This is a genomic window from Oceanimonas sp. CAM02 (assembly GCF_032842915.1).
Lineage (GTDB): Bacteria > Pseudomonadota > Gammaproteobacteria > Enterobacterales > Aeromonadaceae > Oceanimonas > Oceanimonas smirnovii.
The window spans coordinates 47,683-73,249 of the sequence record NZ_JAWJBK010000021.1 but is presented as its reverse complement, the minus strand read 5'-3'; the positions used below and the strand labels follow the sequence as shown (position 1 = coordinate 73,249).

Below are 25,567 nucleotides of genomic sequence, written 5' to 3'. Positions count from 1 at the left end.
AGAGGACATTATGACCCTAGAGCGTTCCGAACGCATCGAAACTCCCGTCCTGCCTCTCCGTGACGTGGTGGTTTACCCTCATATGGTGATCCCGCTGTTCGTAGGACGGGAAAAATCCATTCGCTGCCTGGAAGCAGCCATGGAGCAGGACAAGAAGGTACTGCTGGTTGCCCAGAAAGATGCGTCCACCGACGATCCGGGTGCGGATGATGTCTATCAGGTGGGCACTGTGGCCAACGTACTGCAAATGCTCAAGCTGCCCGATGGTACCGTCAAGGTACTGGTAGAAGGGGCCCAGCGGGCTCAGCTCGAGCAGCTGCGGGAAGAAGACGGCTACTTTGTGGCTGAAGCCCAGTATCTGACCACCCAGGCTCTGGACGAGCGCGAGCAGGAAGTGCTGGTGCGCTCTGCCATCACCCAGTTTGAAGGCTACATCAAGCTTAACAAGAAAATTCCGCCCGAGGTGCTGACCTCGCTGTCGGCCATTGAAGATGCTGCCCGTCTGGCGGACACCATGGCTGCCCACATGCCGCTGAAGCTGGAAGACAAGCAGAAGGTACTGGAAATTGTTGAGGTCAGTGAACGCCTCGAGTACCTGATGGCAATGATGGAGTCGGAGATGGATCTGCTGCAGGTGGAGCGCCGCATTCGCGCCCGCGTGAAAAAGCAGATGGAAAAGAGCCAGCGTGAGTATTACCTGAATGAGCAGATGAAGGCCATTCAGAAAGAGCTGGGCGAGCTGGATGATGTGCCCGACGAATTTGAAGCGCTGCAGCAGAAAATTGAAGACGCCGGCATGACCGACGAGGCCAAGCAAAAGGCCGAGGCCGAGCTTGCCAAGCTGAAAATGATGTCACCCATGTCGGCAGAAGCCACGGTTGTGCGTGGTTATATCGACTGGATGGTGTCGGTACCCTGGAAGAAAAAGTCCAAGGTGAAAAAAGACCTGGCCAAGGCCGAGGAAGTGCTCGACGCGGATCACTATGGCCTGGAAAAGGTCAAAGAGCGCATAATTGAATATCTGGCGGTACAGAGCCGGACCAACAAGATTAAAGGCCCCATTTTGTGCCTGGTGGGTCCGCCCGGTGTGGGTAAAACCTCGCTGGGGCAGTCCATTGCCAAATCCACCGGTCGTAAATATGTGCGCATGGCGCTGGGCGGCGTGCGTGACGAGGCGGAAATCCGCGGTCACCGCCGTACCTATATCGGCTCCATGCCCGGCAAGCTGATTCAGAAAATGGCCAAGGTGGGCGTGCGCAACCCGCTGTTCCTGCTTGACGAAATCGACAAAATGTCGTCGGACATGCGTGGTGACCCGTCTTCCGCCCTCCTGGAGGTACTGGATCCGGAGCAGAATCACAGCTTTAACGATCATTATCTGGAAGTGGATTATGACCTTTCCGATGTGATGTTTGTGGCCACCTCCAACTCCATGAACATACCCGGGCCGCTGCTGGACCGAATGGAAGTGATTCGGCTGTCCGGCTACACCGAAGACGAAAAGCTCAATATTGCCAAACGACATTTGCTGTCCAAGCAAATCAGCCGAAATGGCCTGAAAGAAAATGAGCTGGTAGTGGAAGATTCTGCCATTATCGGCATTATTCGCTACTATACCCGGGAAGCCGGGGTGCGTAGTCTGGAGCGGGAAATTTCCAAGCTGTGCCGCAAGGCGGTGAAGGAAATTCTGCTTAATAAAGATATCAAACAGGTCGTGATTAATGGTGACAACCTGAAAAATTATCTGGGCGTTATTCGCTTTGACTATGGCAAGGCAGAAGAAAGCAATCAGATAGGTCAGGTAACCGGACTGGCCTGGACCGAAGTGGGTGGCGACCTGCTGACCATTGAAGTGGCCAACGTGCCGGGCAAGGGCAAGCTGTCTTATACCGGCTCCCTGGGCGATGTGATGCAGGAGTCCATTCAGGCGGCCCTGACGGTGGTACGCTCCCGCGCCGAAAAGTGGCGCATTAACGCCGACTTTTACGAGAAGCGGGATATTCATGTGCACGTGCCCGAAGGTGCCACGCCCAAAGATGGCCCCAGTGCCGGCATTGCCATGTGTACCGCTCTGGTGTCCAGCCTCACCGGCAACCCGGTGCGCGCCGATGTGGCCATGACCGGCGAGATAACCCTGCGCGGCGAAGTGCTGCCCATTGGTGGCCTTAAGGAAAAACTGCTGGCGGCCCACCGTGGTGGCATCAAGCGGGTGGTGATCCCGGCAGAAAATGAGCGTGACCTGGAAGAAATTCCCGATAACGTCAAAGGCGATCTGGACATTTATCCGGTGCGCTGGGTGGAGGAAGTGCTGGAACTGGCCCTGGAACAGCCGCCGGAAGGCTTTACCGTGGCATCTGCCTGAGGTTTTTCGCTCTCGGCTGCGGTTTGAGGCTTGTCAGTAGCCGAGAGTCGCAGTAGCCTTGGAAAGCTTGTGATGACAGGGTCGGGATGAAGCCCTGTCATCAGACTCAAATAACAGGGTTGTGTCATCCGACCAACGCCAAATATAAAATGAAGGGGAATGACCGTGAATAAATCTCAACTGATTGACAGAATCGCCGATGGCGCCGACATCACCAAGGCGTCTGCCGGCCGTGCACTGGATGCTTTCGTGGAAGCGATCACCGAAACTCTGAAAGATGGTGAGTCTGTCTCTCTGGTTGGCTTTGGTACTTTTGAAGTGCGTGAGCGCGCCGCCCGTACCGGCCGCAACCCGCAAACCGGTGCCACCATTCAGATTGCCGCGGCCAAAACACCTGCATTCAAAGCCGGAAAGGCCCTGAAAGACGCCGTTAACTGATATCAGCACGCCGGCAATACTGCCGGCCACACTGACTCCGAACAAGGCGCATCCGGTGGTGCGCTTTTTTTTCGGTACTGGCGGCCTGCCGCCATCGGGAGCAATAACAACTTATGTTTTTTGACAAACTGCGAGAAGGTGCTCAGGGCACTACCTCCAAGATCATTCTGGGTGCCATCATACTGTCTTTTGCCCTGGCGGGGGTGGGCAGCTATGTGACTCAGCCTGCCAGACAGATAGCGGCTGTGGTTAACGGCGATGAGATTTCTGCTCAGGCACTGGAAAATGCCTACAGCAACGAGCGCGCTCGTTTGCAGAGTCAGCTGGGCGAGCAGTTCAGCCAGCTGCTGGCCGATCCTGCCTATGTGGCGCAAATTCGCCGCTCTGTGCTGGAGCAGTTGATTGAGCAGCGCCTGATTGACCAGAAAATTGATGATTTGCAGCTGCGTGCCAGCGATGAGCAGGTGCGCAATGCCATTCGCTCTTTGCCCGAGTTTCAGGTAGACGGCCAGTTTGACAACGAGCGTTATCTGCAGCTGCTAAGCCGTAATAATCTGAGCCCGGAGCAGCTGCGTGACAGCATTCGCCAGGATCTGAACCGCCAGATGTTATTGAATGCGGTGGTAGGCTCTGCCTTTTCGCTGGAAAGCGAAGCCGGTCTGCTGGACCGTCTGACTCACCAGCAGCGCAGCGCTACCCTGGTCCGTTTACCGCTTGAGCAATTCGAGGCCAGTGCTGCCGTCAGTGAAGAAGAAGCAAAAGCCTGGTATGAGGCTCACCCAGAGCGTTTTCAGCGTCCTGAGCAAGTGAAGCTGAACTATGTGCTGCTGGATGCAGGCACAGTGACGGCGGCGGATATTGACGAGCAGGCGATTGAAGATTATTACGCTGCTAACCAGGCCAGTTACACTCAGCCGGAGCAGCGCCGCGTGGCCCATATCATGGTCAATAAAGGTGATGATGCCGCTGAAAAAATCGACGGCATCCTGTCCCGCCTGAACGCCGGTGAAGACTTTGCCGAGCTGGCTGAAACCGAGTCTGATGACACTTTTACCGGTGAAAAAGGCGGCGAGCTGGACTGGATGGAAGCGGGCACTCTGGATCCGGCCTTTGATAATGCCGCTTTTGCTCTGGCAGAAACAGGCGATGTTTCCGGTGTGGTAGAAACCGACTTTGGCCTGCACATTATCAAGCTGCTTGAAGTTCGCCCGGCTCAGGTAAAACCCCTGGACGAAGTGCGAAACAGCATTGCCGAGCGTTTGGCTCAGGAGCAGGCTGGTGACGACTTCTATCAGCGTGAGCAGCGTCTGGCGGAGCTGGCCTTTGAATTCCCCGACTCGCTGGATATTGCGGCTGAAGAACTGGGCCTGACCATAGCGTCTACCGACTTTGTGGCTGCCGGCGAGCTGCCGGAACAGCTGAATGACACCCGGGTGATCAACAAAGCCTTTTCTGTTGAGCTGCGTGAGCAGCGTATGAACTCCGACATTATTGAGCTGGATACCAATCAGGCGGTCGTTATTCGAGTGCTTGACTACCGGCCGGCAGCGGTGCGTGACTTTGCAGAAGTGAAAGCCGAGGCCACCGAGCTTGCGTTGCAGGACAAGGCCGGCGAACTGGCGCAGCAGGCGGCAGCCGAGCTGGAGCAGGCCTGGCGTGAAGGCAGTGCCGACAACTGGCTGAGTGAGCGTGAGCTGAACAGCACCCGGCTTGAGCAGGTTACCCGTGAGAGCGCCCAGGATCCGGCACTGCTCAATGCCCTGTTTGCCATGCCGGCACCTGATGAAGAGCCCAGCCTGAGCACAGTGTCTCTGGTTGGCGGTGACATTGCGGTGCTGCGTCTGGACGAGGTAAATACGCCTGAAACCCCTTCTGACGAGCTGGCACTGGTGCGCCAGGGACAGAGCAGGGTACAAGGACAGCGTGACTACCTGAGCCTTATCAATGCCCTCAAAGCGGCAGCCGACATTGAGTATCGCCAGCTGGACAGCGAAGACGACAGTTTCTTCTGAGCCGGCCAATATCCATGACTAAAAACAGACGCTTCGGCGTCTGTTTTTGTTTTTACTGCGGCCATACTTTATTTGCTTTGTGAGCCGGTGAGTTGCCAAGTTCGCGCCGATTTGATACTTAAGATATTCCAGCAGGCCAATGCCTGCGTTTTTTCGTTATAATGCGAAGCATAGCCAATTGATATATGCTAAGCAGGCCACAAGCAGTCGGAGAACAGCTTTGATAAACGTATTCCTGGTTGATGACCATGAGTTAGTGCGCACAGGGATCCGACGCATTTTAGAAGACGTCAAGGGAATGAAGGTGACCGGCGAGGCCAAAAGTGGCGAAGAAGCCGTGCAGTGGTGTCGCGAGCATCATCCTGACGTGATTTTAATGGACATGAATATGCCCGGTATTGGCGGCCTGGAAGCCACCCGCAAAATTCTGCGTTTTAATCCGGACATCAAAATCATTGTTCTGACCATTCACACTGAAAACCCGTTCCCCACCAAGGTCATGCAGGCAGGTGCCGCCGGCTATCTGACCAAGGGTGCCGGGCCGGAAGAAATGATCAATGCCATTCGGCTGGTGAACAGCGGCCAGCGTTATTTGTCACCGGAAATTGCCCAGCGCATGGCCCTGAGTCAGTTCTCCAATGAGGAAAACCCGTTCAAGGAACTGTCGGAGCGGGAGCTGCAGATCATGCTGATGATCACCCGCGGCCAGCGAGTAACGGATATTTCCGAGCAGTTGAACCTGAGCCCCAAAACCGTGAACAGCTATCGTTACCGGTTGTTCAGTAAACTTAATATTAATGGTGATGTGGAGCTGACCCACCTGGCCATTCGCTACGGTATGCTCGACGCCGAGAAAATCTAGGTTTATGAGTCAGCCCTTTGATGCCAAAGCCTTTCTTAAGGTAGTCACTGATCAGCCCGGTGTTTACATCATGTATGACGCCGGCGGTGTGGTGATCTATGTGGGCAAGGCCAAAAACCTGAAAAAGCGGCTGTCATCCTATTTTCGCACCAATGTGAGTGGCGAGAAAACCCGTGCTCTGGTACGCCAGATTTGTGATGTGCAGGTGACGGTGACCCACACCGAAACCGAAGCGCTGATCCTTGAGCACAACCTGATCAAGCAGTATCTGCCCAAATACAATGTGCTGCTGCGCGACGACAAGTCTTACCCCTATATTCTGATCTCCGATCATGCCCATCCGCGCATCAGCATTCATCGCGGTGCCCGCAAGAAGCGCGGCGAATACTTTGGCCCTTATCCTAACGGTGCTGCCGTACGGGAAAGCCTGCATCTGATGCAAAAGCTGTTTCCGGTGCGCCAGTGTGAAGACACCATGTATGCCAATCGCAGCCGGCCCTGTCTGCTTTATCAGCTCAAGCGCTGTGCCGGCCCCTGTGTAACAGGGCTGGTGAGTGATGAAGAATATGCCCATCAGGTGCAGCTGGCCCGGTTATTTTTGCAGGGCAAGAACCAGCAGGTACTGACGGATCTGGCCGACAGTATGGAGCAGGCCAGCGGTGAGCTGCGTTTTGAAGATGCGGCCCGCTTTCGCGATCAGCTGCAGGCGCTGCGCCGGGTGCAGGAGCAGCAGTTTGTCAGTGGCAATGTGCTTGACGATCTCGATGTCATTGGCCTTGCCGTGGAGCGTAGCCAGGCCTGTGTGCAGGTGCTGTTTATTCGTCAGGGCAAGGTGCTGGGCGGGCGCAGTTATTTTCCGCGCATGGCCCCGGATACCGACGCCGAGGAAATCCTGCAAAGCTTTGTGTTGCAGTTTTATCTTTCCGGCATTAACGGCCGGGAAGCACCGTCAGAAGTACTGCTGGACCGCACTTTGCCCGATGAAACCGTGCTCAGCGATACCCTGACTCAGCACTATGGCCGCCGGGTGCGTTTGCGCAGTGCCGTGCGCAGTGAACGGGCCCGCTTTGTCAAGCTGGCCTGCACCAATGCAGAGACGGCCCTGGCCAGCCGGCTGGCTCACCGCAGCACTCAGCGTCAGCGTCTGGCGCAGCTGCAGGACGTGCTGGCCATGCCCGATATTGCCCGCATGGAGTGTTTCGATATCTCTCATACCATGGGTGAAAAAACCGTGGCGTCCTGTGTAGTATTTGACAAAGACGGCCCGTGCAAAAGCGATTATCGCCGTTTTAACATTACCGGCATTACGCCCGGCGATGACTATGCTGCCATGGAGCAGGCCCTGTATAAACGTTTTGACGGGGCGGATCCCGACACGCTGCCCGATGTGCTCTTTATTGACGGCGGCCTGGGCCAGCTCAGCAAGGCAGAAAGTGTGATGGCTGATGTCCTGGCCGACAGCCCCAGAAAGCCGGTACTGATTGGGGTTGCCAAGGGCGTTACCCGCAAGCCCGGGCTGGAAACCCTGATCATGGGGCAGACGCATGAAGAGCGACATTTGCCGGCCGACTTGCCGGCGCTGCACCTTATTCAGCATATTCGGGATGAATCTCACCGCTTTGCCATTACCGGTCATCGTGCCCAACGGGGCAAGGCCAGAGTCACCAGCAGCCTGGAAACCATTCCCGGTATAGGGGCCAAACGCCGGCAGGCTCTGCTGAAATACATGGGTGGTTTGCAGGAAGTAAAACGGGCCAGTGTGGAAGAACTGGCCAAAGTGCCCGGCATCAGCAAAGCACTGGCAGAAAAGATACACGATGCGTTGCATCACTGAGTCTCATCATGCACCATGTAGCTGCATCTCCCTTGGTTTGAATAACAATGATAAATGTCCCTAATTCTCTGACGTTCTTTCGCATTTTGCTGATCCCCATCTTCATTGTGCTGTTTTATCTGCCCGTTGAGTGGGGATACTTCTGGGCAGCAGTGGTGTTTACCGTGGCTGCCGCGACCGACTGGCTGGACGGCTTTCTGGCCCGCCAGCTCAAGCAAAGCACGCCTTTTGGTGCCTTTCTCGACCCGGTTGCCGACAAGGTAATGGTAGCGGCTGCCCTGGTGCTGATAGTGGATGACTACAGCAGTATTCTGGTAACCATTCCGGCCATGCTGATGATCAGCCGCGAGATTATTATCTCGGCGCTGAGGGAGTGGATGGCTGGCATTGGCGAACGCTCACGGGTGGCGGTAAGCTGGATTGGCAAATGGAAAACGACCATTCAGATGCTGGCGTTGATTGGCCTTATCTGGCAACAGAGCATTTATATGGTGTGGGCCAGCTATGTGCTGCTGTATGTGGCCACCGGTCTGACTCTGTTCTCTGCCTATGATTACTTTAAAGCTGCCTGGGACGACCTGACCCGCAGCGAGTAGCGACGAATTGCCGGTAAAACCGCATTTGCGCATAAAAAGTATGCGAACAGCTGCAAAAAGTGTAAAACCAGTTGACTGGGCGGCAGCGAGCATTAAAATGCTGCCCATATCAAAGACATGCATGGCGCGTTAGCAAAGTGGTTATGCAGCGGATTGCAAATCCGTTTAGTCCGGTTCGATTCCGGAACGCGCCTCCATATTCTATCTCGAAAACGTCTACGCCCGGGTGGTGAAATCGGTAGACACAAGGGATTTAAAATCCCTCGCTCGTAAGGGCGTGCCGGTTCAAGTCCGGCTCCGGGCACCATTCTTCCTCTTTTTATCGCTTTCAGTGATATACGTACTCAGCATTCCTGCAGTTACCACTTCAGCGGCAGAGCCTGTAAAATCGGCATCTTCTCTTCAGCAGGGCAAACAGCTTCCCTGCACTCGAAAACCTCATCTGTTTGAGTCATACTAGGTGGCAATTGGAGCAGTACCCTGTTTGATGTTACTCATTACTGTGTGTGACTGTAAGGGCAGAAGAAGAATGCTGTCATTAACGGGTAGCCTGCTTTTTACATGTTTTATCGCTTCGTATGAATAACGAAGCAACATAAGGAGTATCTGTTTTTTTAAGTTCAAATAAACAATGGATATGTAGTGTTAGTGTGTTAGCAGTTCGAGGTAAATAAATGCCATCTTTAAATTTTGAAAATGCAAAGCAAGAGTTTCGTGATTACTACAACGAAAACTATGACTTGTTAGATGGAGCCATGAATTCATTTGTTACCTTGATTAATTCACTGATAAGAAACTCTAGCGACATAACGATATCTAAAATAGAAGGTCGCGTTAAAGAAAGAAATGAATCTATAAAGAAATTCAGCAGTAAGTACAGAGCTGCCCTGGAAGAAAAAGATCATGAGTACAGAATCATTGACCATATATCAGACCTGATAGGAGTTCGAGTAGTCTGCTTGTATGAAGATGATATTGAGAAGATAAAAGATCTGCTGTGCGCGCACTTTGAAGTAGTTGATATTACAGACAAGATAGCCCAGATTGAAAGCACTGAAAATTACTTCGGGTATAAAGGTCTGCACCTTGATCTGAAGTTGAACGAGCAGAGAAGAACACTCCCCGAGTATTCCAAGTTTTTTGACTTTGGTTTTGAGATCCAAATCAGGACAATAATTCAGGATTCATGGAGCGTGCTTGATCATAAGATTAAGTATAAGAAATCCATTCCCAACTCTCTGAAGAGAAGAATTAATTCGCTGGCAGCATTGTTTGAAGTGGCAGATCGGGAGTTTCGTGAAATTCGTAACGCAACAGAAGCGATACTGCAGGCTGAAGATTTAACTCAAGAACAAATTGCCAAAGAAACTGACCTTGTTCAGGTAGGTGAATCAAACTCTAAAACCAAAACCTACATTCTGAATGCATTCAGTTTCCTGAAAATTGCTAACCACTTTTTCCCGGATTTCTACTTTGAACCACACAAGGTAGACGGGTTTACTGAAGAAATTGTTTCACTAAAGAAAGGCATTACCCGTGGCAAGTTTAATTTCTACTTAAGGGAAAACATAGCCACAGTCAAAAAGTACAAAGAGTTCTTTGAAAATAAAAACACAGGTGAAACGCTAAACCCATACACAATGATCAGACATTGTCTTTATCTGGGTGATAAAGAAGCCTTCTCCCATCTTTTGAGCAGCCATGTAATGGAAGCATTTGAAGAATGGCTGGCAGAAAACGGTTAACTGAGTGGAGATTTATTACTCCCGGCAATACACGCATCCATTTCCTTAAACAGCGCCTCTAGCTGCTGATGCACCAGCTCGGTTTTGCTGCCGCTGGGTGGCAGGGCGGCGTAGTGCTGGCTGTTAATGCCCATGGGATCAAAGCGGGACAGCTCAATGCGGCGAAAATGGTAGGTGGTGCCGGATACCTTTTCCAGCAGGGTCAGCTCATAGCGTATATAGTCCTGCACCGGCAGCACGCCATAAAGCCGGGTGTTGTTGCTTATGATGCCGCTGGCGTTAAGCATGTCGCGGCCGGCATAGCGAATTACCGGCTCGTCACTGCTTTGAGGTTGCATCAGTTGCTCTGCACACTGCATTGCCTGATCCTGGCTATAAGGCGTTTTTGCATAAAAGGTGAGGGCGGCCAGCCTGGGTGGCTTGCTCTGAGTAATGCTGACACCCGGGCTGTTTTCGTTTATCGGTGCGGAGGCGTCTTGCAGCAAAGAGGGCATTTGAGCGCAGCCGGTAAGCAGCAGCAGGGGCCAGATCCGAAGTAATGGTTGCATGTTTAACCTCTGAGTGAGCGGGCACCATAACCCAAGTTTGCTGAATAAGTGTGGCCCCGGCGACGTAGTGAAACAAATTATGCTGTAAAATTGTGCTCACATGGTTACAAGCGGCAGCGGCTCAGGCTATTATTGAAGCAGGAAGTCACCAAGAGTTAACTGTTATTTATGCGCTTTATGTCCACTTTTGTCGCGCCAAGCCTTTTTTTAACCACTTTACTTATGTCTGGTACCGCTTTCAGCTATAACCATGGATCAATAGAAAATGTGGTTGCGTCATATGGGGCGTTGGCTGAGGTTCGCATGAGGCCCTACTTCATGCGTGCCGAAGTCAGCTATCCGCCCAAAGACATAGTACTGCTGGCCACCAAGGAAGAAAAAGCCCTGGAGCTGTGGGCCCGCAATGAGGGTGAAAATTTTACTTTTATTCGCAGCTACCCGGTGCGCAAGGCCAGTGGCGGCCCTGGTCCCAAGCTGCGTGAAGGTGACAAACAGGTGCCCGAGGGCATTTATCGTATTACCCATCTTAACCCCAACAGCCGTTTTCATCTGTCGATGCGGCTTAATTATCCCAATTCTTACGATCTAATGCGCGCCGCCAAGGAAGGGCGAACCGATCCGGGTGGTGATATTTATATTCACGGCAAAGCCGAGTCGGTGGGGTGTCTGGCTGTGGGTGATATTGCCATTGAAGAGCTGTTTGTGCTGGTCAATCAGATTGGCGTGGAAAACACCTCAGTGGTGATTGCGCCTCACGATCCGCGCCGGGAGCCATTAAATGGCTTTGCGGCCAATCTTCCTCGCTGGGCGGTGGAGCTGTATGCGAATATTTCCAAAGAGTTTGCCCGTTTTCCGCGTAATCAGGATATCTGATTTCAGGTGCTAAGCTTTCGGCTATCACACTGGTGACTAAAATAATCTGCTTAATGGCATGTGCATGCTGGTAAGCACCTGCCTGCTATTGCTTAATATGCGGGCAAAAGGACTCAGGAGACAGAATGTTTGCATCAAAAATAAAAAAACGGGTACAGGATCTAGAACAGCAGCTGGCTGCCCAGGTTGCAGAGTATGAAACCCGTATTGCCGCACGGGAAAGCGAGCTGGCCGGACTGCGTGAAGAGCTGGCTCAGGTACAGAGAGAGCAACGCAGCTGCCGTGGTCTGACACAGGCGGCGCTGAAAGGCAGTGATATGTTGCAGGCTATTCGTGCCGGCATGGTCACCAATGCGGAAAGCCTGCTGGAGGAGCGTGAAAAACTGACGGCCATGGAAGGCGTCTTTGAACAAACTTATCAGGCAACGGATGTATTGAAACAGCGTTCAGCTGTGATCCACAGTGAGGTGTCACACAGTGCGGAAAGTGCCGCCATTCTTACCGATACGGCTGGTCAGATCAGTAACTTTGTCTCCGTCATTCAGGAAATTTCCGAACAAACCAATCTGCTGGCGCTGAATGCTGCCATTGAAGCGGCCCGGGCCGGCGAGCAGGGCCGGGGGTTTGCGGTAGTCGCGGATGAAGTGCGCAACCTGGCCAGTAAGGCTCATGAGGCAAGCGGCAACATCAATACGCTGGTGCAAAAAGTGCTGGAACAAAGCCGGGCTATTCATGTGTCGGTCAATGAATCTGTTACCAGTACAAACGAAATTGCTTCTTCAGCACAGCAAATTGATGATGTTACCCGGGAAGTCGTCACTCAGGCCGAAGCCATGCGGCAGGTCATTCAGCGCAATGCTGCAGTGGCATTTCTGGAGGCGGTTAAACTCGATCATGCAGTCTGGAAAAGTGATATTTATCAGCGTATTGAGCAACATCAGTTTGATGATCCGGTGTCCACGCATCATGAATGCCGGCTGGGCAAATGGTATTACGAAGGACGGGGAGCGCGCCTTTACAGCCACCTGTCATCTTTCCGCAGCCTGGAAAGCAGCCATCAGCAGGTGCATCAGCAGGGGGCGCTGGCCCTGCAGGCGTTTGCCGCAGGCAATGTTGAAGAGGGTCTGGCTTGCCTGCAGGAAATGGAATCTGCCAGCCTGCTGGTGACCCGCAGACTGGAAACGCTGGGTGCTGAAGTGATCAGCGCTTTTTGAGCCGGGCGTAAAGCGTGGTGCGGCTGATATTGAGTTGTCGGGCAGCCTCGCTGATGTTGCCGTTGCAGGCGTTCAGCACCTGCTGAATGCGCTGCTCGGTGGTGGTTTTCAGATCCTGGCCGGCCGTTTGGCCCGTGACGTTGACAACCGGCAACTCAGGCAGGTGATGTGTTTCAATCTGCCTGCCATCAGCGAGGATCCCCGCTACCTCCAGCACTTGCCTGAGCTGGCGAATGTTTCCCGGCCAGGGACAGGCATGGAGCTTGTCCATTATGCTCTCAGCCAGCCTGATGTCAGGGCCGTGCAGCTCTCGCAACAGCTGTGCGGTCAGCGCCTCGAAATCGGCTCTGGTATACTCGCGCAGCGGCGTTAGGGTATGCTTGTAGCCGTTTAACCTAAAGTACAAATCTTCCCTGAAACTCCCGTCGGCGACCATGACCTCAAGGTTTTTATGGCTGGCGGCAATCACGCAAAAGTCTACCGGCACCGGCTGATGGCAGCCCAGCGGCACCACGGTTTTTTCCTGTAATACCCGTAACAGCCGGGTTTGTGCCGGCAGCGGCAGCTCGCCAATTTCATCCAGAAATAAAATACCCTGATGTGCTGCTCTGATATAGCCCGGGCGGCCTTCTTTGTGGCTGCCGGTAAAAGCACCGGCGGTGTGCCCGAACAGTTCGGCTTCAATCAAATCGGTGGGTAGGGCACCACAGTTAACGGCAATCAGCGGGCCCTTGGCGCGCTGGCTTTGCTGGTGCAGCCGGCGCACCAGATGATCCTTGCCGGTGCCGGTTTCACCTTGTAGCAACAAGGGCACGCCATGGTTCAGCAACTTAAGAGCGGCATGGTCGGCGGAAGGCGGTGTCACCGGGCGGGGGCGGCCCGGGCTGCTGCGTCTGCTGAGCAGTGCCATGCCATCACCCCAGGGGGTAAGCTCACCCTGGCGCAGCTGACTGAGCAGGGCGGCAGGATCAAGGCGGGGTAACCACTGGCGGGCGCGGCGATTGGCCCCCAGCAGGCGGCCGTCTTCCCGCAGGGCAATCAGCGCCGACCAGGGCTGTTGCAGGCCGGCGGCATCATTGGCCAGGTTCAGCAGCCAGCAGGCATCCTGCTGCTCACTGACCAGGGCATTTTCCATGGTCAGGGCCATCAGCCGGGCGGTCATCAGCATATCGCTGCTGTGTTTGCCGGCCTCACTGGAAATATCAATCACACCCAGCAGCTCGCCGGTGGGGGAAAACACCGGACTGGCACTGCAGCTGATGCTGTGATTGGCCTGCATATAGTGTTGCTCACCCAGAATGGACACTTCCTGCTGCTCCGAGAGTGCGGTGCCAATGGCATTGGTGCCCATGGTCTGCTCGTGCCAGCGGGCACCGGTGGCCAGTGCCAGCCGGCGGGCACGGGTAGAAAAGCGGCTGTCGCCGGTGCTGAGCAAAATGGTGCCGTCGGCATCGGCAAACAGCAGCCGGCAATCCCGGCCTTGCTGCCATTGTTCAAACAAGGGCATGGCCTTTTGTACCAGGCTTAACAAATGCCGGTGGCGTTGTTGTTGCTGGCGCAAATCCGCCGGGCTCAGGCAGTCGGGATCGGCCTGAAAGTGAGGCTGCAGGCCAAAACCCTGGCTGCGTTGCCAGGAGCGGGTCAGCAGCGCGGTGGGCTGCTCGCCAAAAGTCAGATATTGCATGGTCATGATTTTCGCCTGTCCGGAAACTGAACACTTGCACTGAACACCCGTACACTTTTACCACAGTGTGCCGGCATTAAACCGGCTGGCAGTGATAATCAGTGTAACCCGCAATGCCTTCAAGGATAAGGCTTGCCGTTGCTTTTGTTATTAAAATGTAAATTTGGCATTGGCTTTGCAATACAAATAACGACTGAAACTATCAGCAAGGAGAGCAATATGATTTATCAGCAACCTGGCCAGGCCGGTGCCATTGTTAATTTCAAGCCCCGTTATCAGAACTTTATCGGTGGCGAATGGACGGCCCCGGTGAAAGGCCGTTATATGGAAAATACCTCACCGGTTAATGGTGCCGTATTTTGTGAAGTGCCCCGCTCTGACGAAGCCGACGTTGATCTGGCAGTAAAAGCCGCCACACAGGCGTTTGCCAGCTGGGGCAGCACACCGCCGGCGGAGCGGGCCAACCTGATGCTGCGCATTGCCGATCGCATTGAGCAGAACAAAGAGATGCTGGCCGTGGCCGAGACCTGGGATAACGGCAAGGCGGTGCGCGAAACCCTGGCCGCTGATATTCCCCTTGTGGTGGATCATTTCCGTTATTTTGCCGGCGCCATTCGTGCACAGGAAGGCAGCGCCGCCGAGCTGGACGGCACCACGGCTGTGTATCACTTTCGTGAGCCGGTGGGAGTAGTAGGGCAGATTATTCCCTGGAACTTTCCGCTGCTGATGGCAGCCTGGAAGCTGGCCCCGGTGCTGGCGGCAGGTTGCTGCACCGTGCTCAAGCCCGCCGAGCAGACCCCGGCCTCCATTCTGGTATTAATGGAGCTGATTGGCGACCTGTTGCCCCCCGGCGTGATCAACGTGGTCAACGGTCTGGGGCCGGAAGCAGGTGAAGCCATTTTGCGCCACCCCGGCATTGCCAAGCTCGCCTTTACCGGTTCTACCCCTGTGGGTCAGCACATTCTCAAGGCGGCAGCCGAGCGGCTTATTCCGTCCACCGTGGAACTGGGCGGCAAGTCTCCTAACATCTTTTTTGAAGATGTGCTGCGCCATGAGCCCGAGTTTGTGGACAAATGCATTGAGGGCATGCTGCTTACCTTCTTTAACCAGGGGGAAGTGTGTACCTGTCCGTCCCGGGCGCTGGTGCAAGAAAGTATTTATGACGAATTTATGGAGCGGGTGCTGGCCCGGGGCCGTGAAATCAAGCAGGGTAACCCGCTCGACACCGAGACGCAGGTAGGGGCGCAGGCTTCACGGGAGCAGTTCGACAAAATTCTCGGCTACATGGAAATTGGCCGCTCTGAAGGGGCACAAATGCTGCTGGGCGGACAGGCCAACTCCATCAGCGGGCTGGAAAACGGCTTTTATATTCAGCCCACCATTTTCCAGGGCCGCAATAACATGCGGGTGTTTCAGGAAGAGATCTTTGGTCCGGCGGTGGGAGTTACCACCTTCAAGGACGAGGCCGACGCGCTGGCCATTGCCAACGACACCGAGTTTGGCCTGGGGGCGGGCGTCTGGACCCGGGATGTGAACCGCGCCTATCGCATGGCCCGGGGCATTCAGGCCGGCCGGGTGTGGATGAACTGCTATCACGCCTATCCTGCCCATGCCGCCTTTGGCGGCTACAAGAAGTCGGGCATCGGCCGGGAAACCCACAAAATGATGCTGGATCACTATCAGCTCACCAAGTGCATGCTGGTCAGCTACAGCAGCAATCCCCTGGGTTTCTTCTAAACCATGATGCGGCACCGCAAGGCCGGTGCCGCCATGGCTTGTTAATCAGCAACAATGATAGAGGCCAAGGCCTCAGGCAAGGAGCAATAACATGAGCACAGCAACTTTCTTTATGCCCTCGGTAAACCTGATTGGCGATGGTGCCCTGGATCAGGCCGTTAATCATGTCAGTGAGTCGGGCTTTCGTCATGCCCTGATTGTGACCGACAAACCGCTGGTAGAGCTGGGTTATGCCGGTCAGCTGCAGCAGGCTCTGGCCGGTAAGGATATTCAGGCCAGTATTTTTGATGGTGTGCAGGCCAACCCCACTACCGGTAACGTGGAAGCGGGTCTGGCCATTCTTAATCAGAACCAGTGCGATTTTGTTATTTCTCTGGGGGGCGGCTCGCCTCATGATTGTGCCAAGGCCATTGCGCTGGTGGCCAGTAACGGCGGTGATATTCGCGATTATGAAGGGGTAGACAAGTCGGCCAAGCCCCAGCTGCCGCTGGTGTCCATTAACACCACCGCCGGCACCGCCTCGGAAATTACCCGTTTCTGCATTATTACCGATGAGAATACCCATATTAAAATGGCCATTGTTGATAAGCACGTCACCCCGGTGCTGTCGGTAAATGACCCCTTCCTGATGAAAAACATGCCGGCTTCGCTGACCGCTGCCACCGGCATGGACGCGCTCACCCATGCGGTGGAAGCTTATGTATCTACCGCGGCCAACCCCATCACTGATGCCTGCGCTATCAAGGCCATTAATCTGATCAGTGACAACCTGGCCAATGCCGTAGAAAACGGCAGCAATATGGAAGCCCGCAACAACATGGCTTACGCCCAGTTGCTGGCGGGCATGGCCTTTAACAACGCCTCACTGGGCTATGTGCATGCCATGGCGCACCAGCTGGGTGGTTTTTATGACTTGCCCCATGGCGTGTGTAACGCTGTGCTGCTGCCCCATGTGCAGCGCTTTAACAGCCGGGTGGCCGCTGTGCGCCTGACCGAGGTGGCTGCCGCTCTGGGTGAAGAGGTACAGGGGCTGTCGCCGGAGCAGGGTGCTGATCGCTGCATTGCGGCCATTGAGCGTCTGGCCCGCCAGGTGGGCATTCCTGCCGGTCTGCGTGACCTCAAGGTGAAAGAAGAAGATTTTGCCGAGCTTGCCAGCAATGCCATGAAAGACGCCTGTGGTCTTACCAATCCGGTGCAGCCCACTCATGAAGAAGTGGTGGGTATTTTTAAAGCCGCGTTCTGAAGAAGCGTTTAGCAAACTGTTTGCCGGGCTGTTGGCCCGGCTTTTTTATTGAGGCCGCAAACTGCGCCCCTGGCGCTGGCTCAATATTTACTGGCGGCAATATTTGCGATCAGCGGGTGTTAACAGCAGGGTACTTTTAGCTCTCTGCTGCGTATTTGTTGCGGACGTCTGTCTGCACTGAAACAAAAATGACTTTGTTCCTGCTGTTTGGCTGCCTGCTTGGCGGAACTGGCCAGCAGCGCCACATCGCCGTGCGAATGGCAGTATTGCGGATCCGGCTGCACCACGCCAATGGCAATGCCCAATAGTGAATAGCACTGCAGCTCACCATTGCGGTTGCGGGCGACCATGCCCCGGCGCAGCCGGTCTTCGGGCCGGTAAAAGTCGATAATTTCCTCATCAAAGCGGCTGATCACTTCATGACACAGGCTTTGCCAGTCACAACCTGCATCAAATACCGCTACAAAGTCGTCACCCCCCACATGGCCCAGAAACTGATCCTGCTTTCCTATAATTTGTTGCAGCAGCTCAGCTACCCATTGCAGCACCTTGTCGCCCTGGGCATAGCCATACACATCGTTGTAAGGCTTGAAGTGATTAAGATCGAAATAGGCCACATAAAACGGCTGCGCTTGCTGCAATGCCTGATCAATCTTTCGGTAGATGGGCACGTTACCCGGCAGCTGGGTAAGCGGATTGGCATAGCGGGCCTGCATTAAACGCTGTTCGGTCATGGTGCGTAACAGACCGCGCACCGACCCGAGGCCATGGTAATGGCCGTTGCTGGTCACAATAAAATGCTGATGGGTGCCCATGTTGTCATCGTCAGTAATAAGGTAACTCACCTGCTCCAGAGGCGTATGCCGGTCAACGATGATCGGGTGTTTGTCCATGGCCCGCGCCACCGGTTTATTGGCATACAGTGCCCGGCCAAAAGGAGTGGAATACAGCTCCATTACCCGGGCGCGGTGCAACATGCCTGCCGGCATGCCCTGCGCCAGTACTGGAATGGAGTGCAGTCTGTCATCAGCCCGCAGCCGTTCAAAGGCCTTTTCCAGCGGGTCATTAATATCCATGGCGACGGCATTACGGATCAGGCACTCTATGGTTTCCTGACTATGCGAAAGCAACTGACCGGTGCTTTTGGGCACATAACCGGGCACCTCGCTGATGGGCTCGGCCGCGGGCCGGCCCAGCCAGAACCCCTGGCAATAATATATGCCCATGGCCTGCAATTGCTCCAGCTCGGCCCGGGTTTCAATGCCTTCGGCTATCACTTTTGAGTCCATGCTGCGAGCCAGCGCCACTATGCTCTGTACAAACTCCCGCTTCACGGGATCCTGATCCAGCCGCTGAATAAAATGCTGGTCAATTTTTACAAAGTCGGGCTGCAGCTCCGACCATAGTTTCAGCCCGGAATAACCGGCACCCAAATCATCAATGGCCACGCGAAAGCCCAGCTGACGGTAATGTGTCAGCGCGGCTTTCAGGCCGTTGGTGTCTTGCACTGCATCCTGCTCGGACAGCTCAATCACAATTTGCTCGGGAGCGATTTTCAGCGCCTCAGCCAGACGGCGGGTAGAGCCTTTGGGGTGGCGATGATCAAGCAACACATTGGGATTCACATTCACAAACAGGCTGCCGCTCATGCCCAGCCGGTGATATTGCAGTAATGCGGCCCGGCGGCAGGCCAGATCCAGCTCCGACAGCAGATTAGACTGACGTGCCTCGGCAAACAGCGCCGTCGGCATTTCCAGTGCGTGGCCTTCGGGGCCGCGGATCAGGGCCTCATGACCCAAAATACGCCGGGCCCGCACGTCAATAATGGGCTGAAACACGGGGCGCAGGCGCTGTTCAGCAATCAGCTCGTTGATAGGACTGCCAGGGACGGAAAGAGTGAGCATAACGTTAATGGAAGTGTAACTGTTGATAAGCACACTCTATGGCACTGTTATGACTCTGATATGACAGTGCCCTGTTTATGGGTCAGTAAGATATCAGTGCCTGCAGAGGTTGCCGGCTTTTATAAAGCTGTGGCCCTGTGCCTTCCCGGGTGAAATACAGATGACCGTCTTTGCCCAGGGCGATGGCTTCAAACTGGCCGGTTTCGTTTAGCCGAAAACGGACTCCTTCTGCTTCAGCCACTCTGTTATCACGCACCGGATAGACCCAGGCAAAGGCACGTCTGTCCCACAGGTTGCGGCTGTATCCCACCAGCAGCAGGGTTTGGCTGGCGGTATCAAAGTCGGCACCGGTAACCAGCATTTGCGTATTCAGCCGCTGCCATTCGGTGATTTCGGTGGCCCGTGAATCTGGTATCAGACGATAAATGGCGCTGTGCTGATCCAGCCAGCGTTTGGTCAGCAGCCAGAGCTCGCCATTGACCATGGCCAGGGCTTCGGCATCGAAATTATGCTGATGGGAAGGGGGCTGAAAGTTGTGCTGCTCCTGGTAACGGACCGGCAACTCTGTGAGATCACCGCCGTTTACCGGCACCGCCAGCACGCGCAGATCCCGGCGCTTGCCGCCATTGTTGCCGGTATCGGCAATATAAAGGGTATTGTTATTCTGAGTAATGTCTTCCCAGTCACGGTTGCTGGCGGCCACCGGCATACGGCTGAGCAGCCGGCCCTTGTCGTCAAGCATAAACAGCTCGGCCGTATTGCCGCTGTCGTTATGGCTGACAAAACCGCCGTTCAGGGCCACCAGGCCGGAGCTTTCCTGCAGGTCAGACGGAAAGCCGGCTACCGGCATCAGCATCAAGCGCCGGTCACCGGCTCCGGCACAGGCGGTCAGCAGTAATAAACACATAGTAATGATGATGCGCTGCATGATGTGGCTCCTGCCTGAAAAAGTGATGGCTTTCAAAGTTTCTGTAAAGGCACTGTTAATCAATAAGGCCTGCTGTTAATAAGCATTATAAGCAATAAATATGTCTGCTTTTATTTTTTAAATCAGGTCATTCTTTCATCGTAAAGCTGATAAGCTGCGCGCGTATTTTTTATCCTTATATGAATAAAGGAGGTGAGTGAGTGGCCAAAGGGGTTGCATTATCGGTGTTTTCGTCGGTGTTATTTGCGCTGCTTTATTACTATGCCAGCCTGATGACACCCATGAGCGGAGAGGTAGTATTTGGCTGGCGCATGCTGCTGACCATGCCCTGCCTGGGGCTGTTTCTGCTGTACAGTGGAGACTGGCGACTGGTAACTGCGCTGCTTGCTCAGCTGAAAACCCGTCCGGTAATCTGGGTTGGCCTGCCGCTCTCCTCGGCGCTGGTGGGAGTACAACTGTGGATTTTTATGTGGGCACCCATTAATGGCCGGGGGCTGGCAGTGTCGCTCGGCTATTTTATGATGCCACTGGTGCTGGTACTGGTTGGCCGGTTTTTATATCAGGAGCGGCCCAGCCGGCTGCAGTGGCTGGCGGTGGCCTGTGCCGCCTTCGGGGTTGGTAATGAGCTCTGGCATGCAGGCGGCGTGTCATGGGAAACCATGGTCGTTGCCATTGGTTATCCGCTCTATTTTGTCTGGCGGCGCTGGCTCGGAAACGACAATCTGGGCGGCCTCTGGTGCGATATGCTGCTGATGTTGCCGGTGGCGGCCTGGTTTGTGATGGCATCCGGCTCGCCTTTTGCCACCTTTGCCGACAGACCGGTGCTGTATATTCTGGTGCTGGGTCTGGGTATGATCAGCGCCCTGGCACTGGCCTGTTATATTCTTGCCAGCCGTCAGCTGCCATTCAGTCTGTTTGGCCTGTTAGGCTATGTGGAGCCGGTGCTGTTGGTGGTGGTGTCTTTGGTACTGGGAGAAACCATTGCCGATGAAGAGTGGGTGACCTTTATTGCCATCTGGGTTGCTGTGGGGCTGCTGATCCTGGAAGGGGTGCGCAAAATGCTGGCCTTTCGCCGCTATCCGTTCCGTCAAAGTGCCCGTCATCAGACCTAAAAAAAGCGCCGTCAGGCGCTTTTTTATTAACCCTGTTATCAGGCCGTGGCCGGTGCCCGCTCGCTGTCGTTATCGGCAGCAAACACGGCTTCGTCGGTTTGCCCCAGCAGCTTGCTGCTGATGGTGCCGGCAGTCATGGAGCCGTTCACATTGAGGGCGGTGCGGGCCATATCGATCAGCGGTTCAATGGAGATCAGCAGGGCCGCCAGCGCCACCGGCATGCCCATAATGGGCAGCACTATCAGGGCCGCAAAGGTAGCACCGCCGCCCACACCGGCCACGCCGAAAGACGCCAGGGTGATCACGCCCACCAGGGTGGCCAGCCACAAGGGATCCAGCACATCAATGCCCATGGTGGGGGCTATCATCACTGCCAGCATGGCCGGATAAATGCCGGCGCAGCCGTTCTGACCAATGGTGGCACCAAAAGAGGCTGAAAAGTTGGCAATGCTCTCGGGCACGCCCAGTTTCTGGGTTTGCGCCTGCACGTTCAGCGGAATGGTGGCGGCACTGGAGCGGCTGGTAAAGGCAAACGCCAGTACCGGCCATACCTTGGTAAAAAAGCGCTTGGCATTGACACCTGCGATGCTCAGCAACACACCGTGCACCACAAACATAATGGCAATAGCCAGGTAAGACGCCACCAAAAAGCCGGCCAGACTGACCACATCCTGCAGGTTGGAGCCGGCAATCACCTTGGTCATCAGCGCCATTACGCCAAAGGGGGTCAGTTTCATCACCAGCCGCACCAGCCGCATAATCAAGGCCTGCAGGGCTTCAATGCCGCCCACCACACGTTTGCCCAGGTCCGGCTCGTCTTTCAGCAGGGTCAGTACGGCCAGTCCCAGGAACACCGCAAAAATCACCACGCCAATAATGGAAGTGGGGCTGGCACCTGTCATGTCGGCAAAGGGGTTGCGCGGAATAAAAGACACCAGCAGTTGCGGCACAGACAAGTCCGCCACACTGGCCACGGTGGCTTCCAGATGCTCGGCACGGGCCAGTTCACGGGCTCCCTGCACCAGATCGGCGGCACTCAGACCAAAGGAATAGGTGACGAACACGCCCACCAGCGCCGAAATGGCAGTGGTAAACAGCAATATGCCCAGGGTCATTACACTGATTTTGCCCAGTGAGGTGGCGTTATGCAGCCGGGCTACGGCACCCAGAATGGACACCAGCACCAGCGGAATGACGATCATCTGCAGCAGTCGCACATAGCCGGCACCTACCACGTTTACCCACTCCAGGGTGCGGGTGATGGTATCGGCGCTGTACAGCAACTGCATGGCAAAACCGGCGGCCACACCAAACACCAAGCCGGTAAGCACCTGGCGGGAAAGGGACTGACCCCGGCGGGCCAGCTTGCCCAGAACCAGCATCAGCAACACAAAGATCGTCAGATTGACGAGCAGGGTCAGCATGAAGACTCCAAATGTCAGAAAAATATAGGGAACCAAGTAATGCTAACAGCACAATTCACTGTGCTGTTAATCCGTTTGGTTATGGCTTATGAAAAATAGCGTAACAAGGGTATTTTTGCAGAATTTATAACCATTGGTAAAGCGGGGTCTGGTGTCAGACTCCGCGAATAGCAGTTAACGCAAACGCTCCAGCAGGCTGGCACTGGCATAACCATCGGCGGTCAGGCCTTTGGCTTGTTGCCAGGCCCGAATCGCGGCCATGGTGTTGGGGCCAATGACACCGTCAGTCCCTTTGGTATTAAATCCCTGCTCGGTAAGGCGCTGCTGCAGCTCGCGCTTTTCGGTACGGCTGAGGGCACGTTCGTGGCGGGGCCAGTGTTGTTTAAAACCACTGCTGCCGGCAATTCTGTCAGCAAGATGTCCTACGCCCATGGCGTAAGAGGTGGCATTGTTGTAACGCTTGATCACATAGAAGTTGTTAAATACCACAAAGGCGGGGCCTTTGGCCCCGGCGGGTACCAGTACTGCCGCCTCGCCAATGTCTGGCAGGGCCTGGCCGTTTGCCTGCTTAATGCCTTGCTGCTGCCAGTAGGATACCGGCCGGCGGTTTTGCTGATCTGCCCGGGTATAGTCAAAGTTATCCGGCAGTATGACTTCCAGTCCCCAGGGCATGCCTGCCTGCCAGCCGAAGCGGGACAGATAATAGGCTGCAGAGGCCAGGGCGTCAGTGGGATCATCACTCCAGATGTTACGCTTGCCGTCACCGTCAAAGTCCTGGGCGTATTCCAGATAACTGGTGGGCATAAACTGGGTGTGGCCCATGGCACCGGCCCAGGAGCCGCGCATGTCTTTTACGCTCACATCACCGGCCTGCAGAATTTGCAGAGCGGCGATCAGCTGCGCTTCGGCAAAGTCCCGGCGGCGACCTTCAAAGGCGAGCGTGGCCAGGCCTTCAATGGTGGGCGTATTGCCGCGATAGCTGCCATAGTTGGTTTCCATGCCCCAGATCGCCAGCACCACTTCAGCTTCCACGCCATAGCGTTGCTCTATTTGTGCCAGCACCGGGGCCAGCGTCTGATGTTTGCTTTTACCGGTACTGATACGGGTATCAGAGACGGCAGTATCAAGATATTCCCAGATCTGGCGGGTAAACTCCGCCTGACCCCGATCCAGTTTAATTACCTGCTGATTCAGGTCGATATTGTTAAAAGCGGCATCAAACAGGGATGGCTCAATCCCCTTTGCCAGGGCCCGGCGGCGAAAGTCGTCGCGCCAGGCAACAAAATTCTGCTGCTCGGCGGTAGTGGCAGCGGCGGTGTTGGGCAAGTCAGATGCTGGTTGTGGTGAAGGGCTGGCATGGCTGGCACAGCCACCCAGCAAAGCAGCGGCAACCAGGCTGGCTGCAAGAGTGGTTTTTAGCATGATTTATTCCCGTGAAACTGATGAACAACAGCTTATCGAATCGATAAATATTTGAAAGTGGCTAGAATAGCGCAAATCCGTGGTCAGGCGCAGATCCGCTGACACAGCTTTGTTATGATATTTGCGCACTATCAAAGAGTGAGCTTGTATTCGGAGTTGTCATGTATTTAAGCAGAGACTACCAGGAAACCGATTTCAGCAGCCTGGAGCTGATTTATCACGATGCCGTGATGGGGCAGGGGCGACGCGGATACAGCGATGAGCAGGTACAGGTGTGGGCGGCGTTTCCTTACCTCTATCGGGATAACTTCAGCCGCCTTATTCGCAGTGGCTATACTCGAGTGATGACGCTGCATAACATTCCCGTGGCCTTTGCTACCCTGAATCCCGATAACTATCTGGCACTGGTTTATGTGCTTGAGCAGCACTCGGGCAGGGGGCTTGCAAGCCGTTTGTGCGGCGAAATTGAGCAGGAAGCCCGTCGTCGCGGCGTGGATTGTCTTACGACGGATGCCAGCGTATTGTCGCGCCCCATGTTTGAGCAGCGGGGATTTGTGTTGATAGACCAGCAGCAAGTGTGCAAAGCCGGGCTGACCTTTACCCGTTTTATTATGGAAAAAAAGCTGGGCTGAACGCCCCTTGCCCGGCTGGCGAAACGCCTGGCTTTGCCGCACAATAACGCCGCCGTCAGGCGGCTTGTTATTTATAAACCGGGAGAACCTTCAGTGGCCATGCCAAAAGACACCTACTATCTTACCGCTCACTGCCCGGGCAACCTGGGCACCGTGGATGTAGTCACCCGCTATCTGCGCGAGCAGGGCTGCTATGTGGTGGAGATGCAGACCTTTGACGATGTGCTGAGCCGCCACTTTTTTATTCGTGTTGAATTTCGTCCGCCCACGGAGCACGCTTTTGATGAAGTCGCGTTCAGGGCGGGCTTTGCGCCCCGGGCTGAAGGGTTTGATATGCAATGGCAACTTACTGCCCGCCAATACCGGCCCAATGTGGTGGTGATGGTGTCACGGCTGGATCACTGTCTGAATGATCTGCTGTATCGTTATCGCACCGGGCAGCTGGCGATGGAAATTCCTGCCATTATCTCCAATCATTCCGACTTACAGCGGCTGGCCGACTGGCACCATATTCCCTATTATCACCTGCCGGTAAATGATGATAACCGCACCGAGCAGGAAGCCCAAGTAATGAGCATAGTACGGGAATGCGAAGCAGATCTGGTGGTGCTGGCCCGTTATATGCAGATGCTGAGCCCGGCCATGAGCGCCGAGCTGACCGGCCGTGCCATTAATATTCACCATTCACTGCTGCCGGGCTTTAAAGGGGCCAACCCTTATCATCAGGCTTATGATAAGGGCGTTAAACTGGTGGGAGCTACGGCCCATTATATCAATAATGAGCTGGATGAAGGCCCGATTATTACTCAGGGCGTGGAAGTGGTGGATCATAGCCATTATCCCGAGCAGCTGATTGCCAAGGGTAAAGACATAGAATGCATTACCCTGTCCCGGGCGGTGCAATATCACATAGAACAAAGGGTGTTTCTGCATCAGGGTAAAACCGTGGTGTTTACCAGCTGATCGCGCTTGCGCTCATTATTTATTCAGGGAGCTT

At 54.7% G+C, this 25,567-nt stretch carries 20 protein-coding genes, 2 tRNA genes and 1 pseudogene; 17 read left to right on the top strand and 6 right to left on the bottom strand.

The window, feature by feature from the left end; genetic code table 11:
* The first annotated feature begins 10 nt into the window (after positions 1-10).
* From lon to R0I78_RS06250, 9 genes are all read left to right on the top strand, one after another.
* A complete protein-coding gene (gene lon / locus R0I78_RS06290; RefSeq protein WP_317074705.1) occupies positions 11-2,362 on the top strand; it encodes an endopeptidase La in 2,352 nt (783 codons plus the stop codon).
* 165 nt (positions 2,363-2,527) lie between these two features.
* Positions 2,528-2,800 (top strand): HU family DNA-binding protein, encoded by a 273-nt coding sequence (locus tag R0I78_RS06285; RefSeq protein WP_026344702.1) that lies wholly within the window; start codon positions 2,528-2,530, stop codon positions 2,798-2,800.
* 113 nt (positions 2,801-2,913) lie between these two features.
* Positions 2,914-4,812 carry a SurA N-terminal domain-containing protein gene (locus tag R0I78_RS06280; protein WP_317074704.1) on the top strand — a complete coding sequence of 633 codons (1,899 nt, stop codon included), beginning with the start codon at positions 2,914-2,916 and terminating at the stop codon, positions 4,810-4,812.
* Positions 4,813-5,032: 220 nt separating this feature from the next.
* Positions 5,033-5,674 carry a UvrY/SirA/GacA family response regulator transcription factor gene (uvrY, locus tag R0I78_RS06275; RefSeq protein ID WP_026344701.1) on the top strand — a complete coding sequence of 214 codons (642 nt, stop codon included), beginning with the start codon at positions 5,033-5,035 and terminating at the stop codon, positions 5,672-5,674.
* 4 nt (positions 5,675-5,678) lie between these two features.
* Positions 5,679-7,508, top strand: coding sequence for an excinuclease ABC subunit UvrC (gene uvrC, locus R0I78_RS06270; RefSeq protein WP_317074703.1), 1,830 nt, complete (start codon positions 5,679-5,681; stop codon positions 7,506-7,508).
* Between the two features lie 47 nt (positions 7,509-7,555).
* Positions 7,556-8,104 carry a CDP-diacylglycerol--glycerol-3-phosphate 3-phosphatidyltransferase gene (gene pgsA / locus R0I78_RS06265; RefSeq protein ID WP_317074702.1) on the top strand — a complete coding sequence of 183 codons (549 nt, stop codon included), beginning with the start codon at positions 7,556-7,558 and terminating at the stop codon, positions 8,102-8,104.
* Positions 8,105-8,227: 123 nt separating this feature from the next.
* Positions 8,228-8,301 (top strand) — tRNA-Cys (locus R0I78_RS06260).
* Between the two features lie 23 nt (positions 8,302-8,324).
* Positions 8,325-8,411 (top strand) — tRNA-Leu (locus R0I78_RS06255).
* A 367-nt stretch (positions 8,412-8,778) separates the two neighbouring features.
* A complete protein-coding gene (locus R0I78_RS06250; RefSeq protein WP_019934005.1) occupies positions 8,779-9,849 on the top strand; it encodes a GTP pyrophosphokinase family protein in 1,071 nt (356 codons plus the stop codon).
* Here R0I78_RS06250 and R0I78_RS06245 read toward each other — a convergent pair.
* Positions 9,846-10,397: a hypothetical protein gene (locus R0I78_RS06245; RefSeq protein ID WP_317074701.1), complete on the bottom strand. Its 552-nt coding sequence runs from the start codon at positions 10,395-10,397 to the stop codon at positions 9,846-9,848. The genes R0I78_RS06250 and R0I78_RS06245 overlap by 4 nt on opposite strands.
* Before the next feature lie 318 nt (positions 10,398-10,715).
* On the opposite strand from R0I78_RS06245, the gene R0I78_RS06240 reads away from it, so the two are divergent.
* From R0I78_RS06240 to R0I78_RS14910, 3 genes and pseudogenes are all read left to right on the top strand, one after another.
* Positions 10,716-11,270, top strand: a complete 555-nt coding sequence (locus tag R0I78_RS06240) for a murein L,D-transpeptidase family protein (RefSeq protein ID WP_019934003.1) — start codon at positions 10,716-10,718, stop codon at positions 11,268-11,270.
* A 125-nt stretch (positions 11,271-11,395) separates the two neighbouring features.
* A pseudogene (locus R0I78_RS14915) lies at positions 11,396-12,067 on the top strand (methyl-accepting chemotaxis protein); the annotation flags it as partial.
* A gap of 36 nt (positions 12,068-12,103) precedes the next feature.
* Positions 12,104-12,484, top strand: a complete 381-nt coding sequence (locus R0I78_RS14910) for a CZB domain-containing protein (protein WP_395536131.1) — start codon at positions 12,104-12,106, stop codon at positions 12,482-12,484.
* Here R0I78_RS14910 and R0I78_RS06230 read toward each other — a convergent pair.
* Positions 12,471-14,174 carry a sigma-54-dependent Fis family transcriptional regulator gene (locus tag R0I78_RS06230; protein ID WP_317074699.1) on the bottom strand — a complete coding sequence of 568 codons (1,704 nt, stop codon included), beginning with the start codon at positions 14,172-14,174 and terminating at the stop codon, positions 12,471-12,473. The two genes, R0I78_RS14910 and R0I78_RS06230, sit on opposite strands and share 14 nt — an antisense overlap.
* 213 nt (positions 14,175-14,387) lie before the next feature.
* On the opposite strand from R0I78_RS06230, the gene R0I78_RS06225 reads away from it, so the two are divergent.
* Together R0I78_RS06225 and yiaY are read left to right on the top strand one after the other, a co-directional pair.
* A complete protein-coding gene (locus R0I78_RS06225) occupies positions 14,388-15,905 on the top strand; it encodes an aldehyde dehydrogenase family protein (RefSeq protein ID WP_019934000.1) in 1,518 nt (505 codons plus the stop codon).
* 91 nt (positions 15,906-15,996) lie between these two features.
* Positions 15,997-17,148, top strand: coding sequence for an L-threonine dehydrogenase (gene yiaY, locus R0I78_RS06220; RefSeq protein WP_317074698.1), 1,152 nt, complete (start codon positions 15,997-15,999; stop codon positions 17,146-17,148).
* Positions 17,149-17,267: 119 nt separating this feature from the next.
* Here the strand turns inward: yiaY and R0I78_RS06215 are convergent, their stop codons facing one another.
* Positions 17,268-19,085 carry a GGDEF domain-containing protein gene (locus R0I78_RS06215; RefSeq protein WP_317074697.1) on the bottom strand — a complete coding sequence of 606 codons (1,818 nt, stop codon included), beginning with the start codon at positions 19,083-19,085 and terminating at the stop codon, positions 17,268-17,270.
* Between the two features lie 49 nt (positions 19,086-19,134).
* The gene (locus R0I78_RS06210) at positions 19,135-19,980 is read right to left on the bottom strand and encodes a hypothetical protein (protein ID WP_317074696.1); all 846 of its coding nucleotides are present in this window, start codon (positions 19,978-19,980) and stop codon (positions 19,135-19,137) included.
* A gap of 200 nt (positions 19,981-20,180) precedes the next feature.
* Here R0I78_RS06210 and rarD point away from each other — a divergent pair, with 200 nt between their 5' ends.
* Positions 20,181-21,092: an EamA family transporter RarD gene (gene rarD, locus R0I78_RS06205; protein ID WP_019933996.1), complete on the top strand. Its 912-nt coding sequence runs from the start codon at positions 20,181-20,183 to the stop codon at positions 21,090-21,092.
* Positions 21,093-21,130: 38 nt separating this feature from the next.
* Here rarD and R0I78_RS06200 read toward each other — a convergent pair whose 3' ends face one another.
* Positions 21,131-22,516, bottom strand: coding sequence for an L-cystine transporter (locus tag R0I78_RS06200; RefSeq protein WP_019933995.1), 1,386 nt, complete (start codon positions 22,514-22,516; stop codon positions 21,131-21,133).
* Between the two features lie 174 nt (positions 22,517-22,690).
* Complete coding sequence (locus R0I78_RS06195) at positions 22,691-23,938, bottom strand: lytic murein transglycosylase (RefSeq protein ID WP_317074695.1); 1,248 nt, start codon at positions 23,936-23,938, stop codon at positions 22,691-22,693.
* Positions 23,939-24,099: 161 nt separating this feature from the next.
* Here R0I78_RS06195 and R0I78_RS06190 point away from each other — a divergent pair, with 161 nt between their 5' ends.
* The gene (locus tag R0I78_RS06190) at positions 24,100-24,570 is read left to right on the top strand and encodes a GNAT family N-acetyltransferase (protein ID WP_019933993.1); all 471 of its coding nucleotides are present in this window, start codon (positions 24,100-24,102) and stop codon (positions 24,568-24,570) included.
* Between the two features lie 93 nt (positions 24,571-24,663).
* Positions 24,664-25,533, top strand: coding sequence for a formyltetrahydrofolate deformylase (purU, locus tag R0I78_RS06185; protein WP_317074694.1), 870 nt, complete (start codon positions 24,664-24,666; stop codon positions 25,531-25,533).
* Positions 25,534-25,567 lie beyond the last annotated feature (34 nt).